This window comes from Stutzerimonas frequens, from assembly GCF_024448335.1.
GTDB lineage: Bacteria > Pseudomonadota > Gammaproteobacteria > Pseudomonadales > Pseudomonadaceae > Stutzerimonas > Stutzerimonas frequens.
Genome location: NZ_JAMOHM010000007.1, coordinates 217,397 through 224,042, shown reverse-complemented (window position 1 = coordinate 224,042; position 6,646 = coordinate 217,397). Strand labels below are relative to the sequence as shown.

The following is a 6,646-nucleotide window of genomic DNA, read 5'->3' as shown; positions in this document are numbered from 1 at the left end:
TTCGGCTTCGGCTTCGGCTTCGGCTTCGGCTTCGGCTTCGGCTTCGGCTTCGGCTTCGGCTTCGGCTGGCGAGCCTATCGGGGCCACCGCCTTTTCTGCATCATCTGTTTCAGGATCCGGCAGCCGCGCAATGGCCAGCGGATCGACGGCCTCGGCGAGCAGCGCCTCGAGTCGCGCCACCAGCTCGGACTGCTCCGTTACCTGCAAAGCAGCCGCGACCTGATCCATCATGCCGACCAGTGCCTCGTGGCCCTGCTCGACATCGTCGAAGAAGCGCTCACTTACCGCCAGCCGGCCTTCCTCGACAACGGCATACAACCGTAGCAATACCTGGCACAGCGCTTCCATCTGCGGCAACTCGGCCATCTTGGCGCCCTGACCCAACGTCGTCAGCTCTTCCAGCAGTGCCGTCAGCTCCTGTCGCTCGGCGGGGTGATTACGCCAACTGCGCAGCAAATCCTCGGCATCGAGCAGGATATCCATCCCCTCGGACAGGAACAGCGCAATCATGTTGGGATCACGCACTTCGCCTGCATCGTTCTGCTGACGGGCGCCGGCTTCGGCCAGACGCGCCTTGTGCAGCGCATGCACCTTTTCCAGGAACTCGGCCGCACCGTCGATCGGAGCAAGCGGCTGGTGATCGAGATTGGCCAGGCCCTGGCGCAATAGCAGCTCGGCCTCGTGCAGCAGCTCAGCTTCTGCCAGATCCATGGGGATCAGGTTGGTCTTGAACTCCTTGACCATTTTTTCCAGTGGCATCGCGATTTCCGCAACAGGCAGGATGCCAGCCATATGAGCGCTGCCCTTGAGGGTATGCAACGCGCGCTGCAGGGCGTCGGTCACCGGCTGCGGAAGACGCTGTGCGCAATCGGCCAGAAAACTGACCAGCGTGGTCAGGTGCGACTCTGCTTCGTTACGAAATATCTCCAGCAGCTGCGGGTCCAGCGCATCTTCGTGCTGCGTCAGGGCAGCCTGCTGTGGCACCTCATCAGTCGAAGCCGCCTGCTCGTTCGACGGAAGCGACAGCGCGACGGGTTGGCCTTTGGCCAGCGCGTGCGCGGCGGCAGCCAGGCGGTCGACATCATCCCGCTGGCGCTGATTCTTGGCTGCGAACTCCTCAACCAGAGCCGGCATCAGGGCGACGACCTCGTTCACCACATGGCCAACCGAGTCGGAGACTTCGATGCTGCGATCCAGGACCCGATTGAGCAGGTTTTCCACGGACCAGGCGAGCTCCCCGATAACCAGCGCCCGGACCATCCGACCACTGCCTTTCAGGGTATGGAATGCACGGCGAACTTCGGTCAGCGCATCCTTGTCCTGATTATCACCGAGCCAGCGTGGCAGGTACTCGCCGATGGTCTCCAGGACTTCGGCGGCTTCCTCGATGAAGACCTCGAGCAGGTCTTCATCGACCGGCTCCTCATCGGCCGGCGGCGGTAGCAAGGTCGGGGGAACATCCTGCGCAGGTGGATTGATCGCCGCGACAGGCGCCGCCATGACCTGTTCGATGCTCAGCGGCGGCTCAGCTTGGGCGCTCTCGACAGGCTCGGGCTCGGCATAATCGGGGAGCGCAACCTCGGGCAGATCGAGGTCGGCCATCTGCGCCTCGCTCCACTGCTGCAAAGCGGTTTCGTCGTCGACGGCGTCAGGTACATCGTCGGAGATTGCCTCGCCGGCGTCTTCGGGCAGGCTGAAAACGATCTGCTCGTCGGCAGGCGTGTCGCCGCCGAGCAAGTCGAAGTCTTCTGACAGGACCGAATCCTGGCCGGATGACATCGACCGATCAGCCTGCGACTCGTGCCCAACGCCGCCGTCGTCCAACATCGGCTCAAAGGCCTCGTCGAGCGACTCAGGCTCCTCCAACAGTACCTCGATCTCGTCGAGGGTCTCGTCAGGCGTGGCTTCGACCTGCGACAGAGCGGCCATCGGCTGCTGTGTGCGGCCCAGTGAATAACCGAGGTTCTGCAGGCTTTCCTCAGCGACGTCAAGGATCAGGTCTCCCTGAGTACCGCAATCCTCGGTCAGACGCTCCAGGTAGTATTCGACGCTGGTGATCGCATCGGCCAAGGTGTCCAGACTCTGCCAATCAGGCACGGCCTGGCGCGCCAGCAGCTGATCCTGGATATAGCTGTTACAGGCCTGCAACAGTGCCGCGGCACGCTCGAGCGGAATCATTGCCAGGCCGCCGCGGACCTGGGTCAGCAGCTCTGGCACCCGCGCCAGATGCTCATGATTCCACTGCGAAGCAATGAATTCGATGATCGCGTCCTTCGCCTGCTCCAGGCCGTTGCGCGCTTCACGAATGACCAACTGATGAATCTGTGCCACATCGGTCGTGGGCAAGTGGCTTTCTTCGCCACGCTCTTCGGCCGGCCCCCCGACCATGCCAGCCAGCGTCGCCTCGACGTACAACAGCGCGCCGGCAATATCCATCAGCACAGCGTCATCCGGCGCACGCAGCCCCTGGCCGATGGATTGGACCAAGGCGATCTGATCGAGAACGATCTTGCGCGGCTGTGCGAAACCGAGAACGGCCAGGGTATCGGCGATCTGCTTGAGCGGCACCTCGAGGCTGGCGAGATCGGCGATGACCTTGCGATCGCTGCGCACGAACAGGTCGAGGCTGTCCTTGACCCTTACCAACTCTTCGCAGAGGGCCGCGACCACCGAGCGCATTGCACCGCGGTCGGGACCGGCAAGCTGGGCCCGCTCCTGATCGACGACAGCGCTGTCAGGCAGCGCTTCATCCAGACGGTAATGCTGCTTGAGTGCCTGAATGCGAGGCGTCTGCCCCGGCGCCTTGGCAACGTAGAAAAGCAGGTTCTTGATCAGCTCGTCCGGAGCAGCCTGATTTAAACCATCGGCACCCTCCTCAACCAACCGCTTTAGCTGCTTGTCCACCTGGCGCAGCAAGGTGCGGACCGAGGTACCGTTGGTCACGCCGCCGCTGGCCAGCCCCTCGACCATCCCCGAAGCAATCTGCCACAGGGCAGCCAGCGGTGCGTTCTGGCACAAGGTTTCCAGACGGGCAAACACCCGAGCCATGTAACCGAGGTTGGTCGGCAGGTCCTGATTACGAATGACGCCGACCAGAGCGACCTGCAGCATCTGCCGCAGTTTGCGTAGCAACGCTGGCAGCTCCTGGGTGCGCAAACGCTCCACCGACTCCTGCGAAAGCGCGGGCGTCCGCCCCGACAGATCTGGAGAAAACAGGCTGGTCTCCGACAGCAGTTTCTCGCCACGCGCGGCGCGAAGGTCGTTGAGCAGCGGCAGGACCACCATCGGCAGATCACGGCGCGCGCTCTGGATACGGTCCAGATAGGCCGGCAGCTGCAGGATGGCCTGCATCATGACCTCGAGCGCTTCACCCTGGTTGGCCACACGCTCTTCCAGCAGGGCCCTTGCCAGCTGCTCCATTTCTTCTGCAAGCAGCGCCGCGCCGAAGAACTCGACCATCTGCAGAGTGCCATGGACCTGGTGTACGTAGGTCAGGCAGAAGCGCATCCGAGTCGAGTCCTGCGGATTCTCGACGAACGCCTCCAGCGCCTGACGCGCCTGCTTAAGCGTTTCGGCAATCTCGCCTTTCACCCACTCCAGGGCGACATAATCGTGCCGATCACCCATAGCGACTCCGCTCATAAACTTTTCCGGGTAAAGGCCAGGACCTGACCGTTGGCAACCGGAACCAGATCCGGATGCTGCCAACCGACTATTTCCCCGACCCCAATCACCAGCAATCCCCCCGGCGCCAGGCACTCGGCCAAGCGATTGAGGATCTCTCTGCGGCGCCAGCGGCGGAAATAGATCAACAGGTTCTGACAGAAAATGACGTCCATGCCGGAAAGCGGCGAATTCGCCAGTTCCAGCACATTGAGCCGCGCAAAGCACACTCGCGCGGCCAGGGCGGGGATGACTTGAAAGCGATCGTCGACCGAAGGCTGGAAGTAGCGCTCGCGCAACGCTGGCGTCACCTGTTCCAGTCTGCGGGCGCCGTAGACTGCGGCACGGCACTTGGCTAGCGCATTCAGGCTGATATCGGTTCCCGTTACACCGAAGCCATGTTCGGAGTCGCTGTCAGCCAGCAACTGATCAGCGATCATCGCCAGTGAATAGGTTTCCTCTCCACTTGCACAGCCGACGCTCCAAAGCGCCAGGGGGCGAGCGAGCGAGCCTTCATCCAGCCGGTGTCGCAGGTGACTCTCAAGCAGCGCGAACGAAGCCGGATGGCGGAAGAAGCGCGTCTCCTGCACTGTCAGGCGATCCATGAGGGTCGACCACTCGACTGCACCGCGAGGGCCGGAAGTGACCTGCCGGTAATAGCTGGCATAGTCGGCCGCCCCGACTTCACGCATACGTGCGCTCAGATTGGTCTGCAGGAAGCTGCGTCTGTGCTCGCTGACGACCATTCCGGAACGCTCCTCGAGGAGCGTCTGCCAGTCATGGAACTCCGCCGGCGACATATCGGCCAAGGGCTCCAGTGCCCAGTCAAACCTTGGCTGCATGCCCTGCCCCTCGCTCGTGATCCTCGGCGGCAGCCATCACTTGACTGCCGCACTCGTCAAGTCAGGCCTGATCCGGCGTATCCGGCAGGGTGAAGCCCGAAACGGAATGGCGCATTTCGTTGGCCATCTTGGCCAGATTACCAATGCTCTTGGCCGTAGCGGTGGTACCCGACGAGGTCTGCGAGGTGATCTCCTGGATCACGTTCATGGTGTTGGAAATGTGACCGGCAGACGAAGCCTGCTGACGAGCTGCGTTGGAGATGTTCTGGATAAGCGCCGCGAGGGTCTTGGATACCTTTTCGATCTCCTCCAGTGCCACCCCGGCGTCCTGTGCCAGGCGCGCACCTCGGACCACCTCGGAAGTGGTCTGCTCCATCGAGATGACCGCTTCGTTGGTGTCGGTCTGAATGGTCTTGACCAGCGCTTCGATCTGCTTGGTTGCCGCGGAGGAACGTTCCGCCAGACGTTGTACTTCGTCCGCAACCACCGCGAAGCCACGTCCCGCGTCGCCCGCCATGGAGGCCTGGATCGCCGCGTTGAGTGCAAGGATGTTGGTCTGGTCGGCAATGTCGTTGATCAGGCTTACGATGTCGCCGATCTCTTGGGAAGACTCACCGAGACGTTTGATCCGCTTGGACGTGTCCTGAATCTGCTCACGGATGTTGTCCATGCCGGTAATGGTGTTGTGTACGACCTCGTTGCCCTTGTTGGCGATGGCTACCGAGCGTTCTGCTACCGCGGAAGATTCCGCAGCGTTTGCCGATACCTGGTCAATGGAAACGGCCATCTCGTTGATTGCCGCCGACGCACCGGCAATCTCCTGTGCCTGGTGTTCGGACGCTTCGGCAAGATGCATTGCCGTCGCCTGGGTCTCCTGGGCTGCGCCCGATACCTGTACCGCCGTCTGGTTGATGGTTGCTACCAGATCGCGCAGCTGGTCGATGGAGTAGTTGATCGAGTCCGCGATCGCACCAGTGAAGTCTTCGGTTACGGTTGCGGCTACCGTCAAGTCACCGTCAGCAAGGTCACCGATCTCATCGAGCAGTCGCAGAATCGCCGCCTGGTTGCGCTCGTTCTTCTCGGCGGTTTCGCTCAAGCGGCGACGCGTTTCCTGAACCATTACCAAGCCGATCAGGATGATCGATGCCAGTGCAAGCGCACCCAGTACGTAACCGATAATGGTGTTCAGATAACGTGCATCAGCACGGTTCTGCAAACCTTGGGAAAGGGCAGAGGTCTTGTCCAGCAGCGTCTGCGAAACCTCGAAGATGCTGTTTGCCGACTCGCGGACTTGGAACAGCTCTGGCGAGGTTTCCAGAATTTCGTCCACGGAACCCGATACGAACTGGAACAGCTCGGAGATCTCCGCAAGACGGTCCAGTGCCTCTTCGTCAGCCACCGCACTGATGCCCATGGCGACGTTGCCTTCGATCATCGCGTTCAGTACGCGACCGAACAGGCTGGCGTCCCGGCCGAACATATCAGCTGCCTGAACCGAGTCCTGATCACCGGAAAGTACCTTGTTCACCGAACCGAGAATACGTTCGGCCAGCAGCGATTGACGCTGGGCCACCGAGACCTGGGCAGCCGGCGCGCCGCTTTCAAGCAGAATATCGACGACCTCCTCGTACTCTACCTGCAGCTGCGGGATGGTTTCGGCGAGAGTGCTGGCCACCTGATGCAGAGACAGTACCGTCTGCTCGCTGGAAAGAATCGCGTCCGTGTCACGGCGCAGAGTGTTCCAGTCCTGCTCCACCGCATTGACCTCGGCGCGCAGCGATTCGGGCACCGCAGGCAGCCCGATGCTTTCGTTACCCTGGGCGAGATACCCCCAACGTCGCTCGAACTCGTTACGAGCCTGCTTCAGGGACGCGAACGCCTCCTGGGTACCCGTCGCCGCTTCCACGGCATCCTTGGCGATCTGCTGGGACAGTACGCGTAGCTCTCCCGCGTGAGCGATGTACTCGTTGTCATGATCAGCCTGCGTATTGACGTACGCGAAGTTCGCGAACAACAGCACGATCGATACGATCAATACGACAAACAGGCCGGTGATCAGCGTATTGCTGCGCACCCCGCTCAACAAAGCACTAGCATTCATCTTGTTCATTATCCGGCCCCCGCCTGGACCCCCGTGCGCT

The 6,646-nt window shown here is 61.7% G+C and carries 3 protein-coding genes; all 3 read right to left on the bottom strand.

The window, feature by feature from the left end; all coding sequences use genetic code 11:
* Positions 1 to 3,627: FimL-related protein (locus tag NAO55_RS12445; RefSeq protein ID WP_305123891.1), on the bottom strand; the 3,627-nt coding region annotated here is incomplete at its 3' end.
* An 11-nt stretch (positions 3,628 to 3,638) separates the two neighbouring features.
* The gene (locus NAO55_RS12440; RefSeq protein ID WP_102838893.1) at positions 3,639 to 4,505 is read right to left on the bottom strand and encodes a CheR family methyltransferase; all 867 of its coding nucleotides are present in this window, start codon (positions 4,503 to 4,505) and stop codon (positions 3,639 to 3,641) included.
* A gap of 61 nt (positions 4,506 to 4,566) precedes the next feature.
* Positions 4,567 to 6,615, bottom strand: a complete 2,049-nt coding sequence (locus NAO55_RS12435) for a methyl-accepting chemotaxis protein (RefSeq protein WP_102838894.1) — start codon at positions 6,613 to 6,615, stop codon at positions 4,567 to 4,569.
* Positions 6,616 to 6,646 lie beyond the last annotated feature (31 nt).

Excerpts from the sequence above, each read along its gene's own strand:
- NAO55_RS12435 (WP_102838894.1), bottom strand. The coding sequence starts at position 6,615 with ATGAACAAGATGAATGCTAGTGCTTTGTTGAGCGGGGTGCGCAGCAAT.
- NAO55_RS12440 (WP_102838893.1), bottom strand. The coding sequence starts at position 4,505 with ATGCAGCCAAGGTTTGACTGGGCACTGGAGCCCTTGGCCGATATGTCG.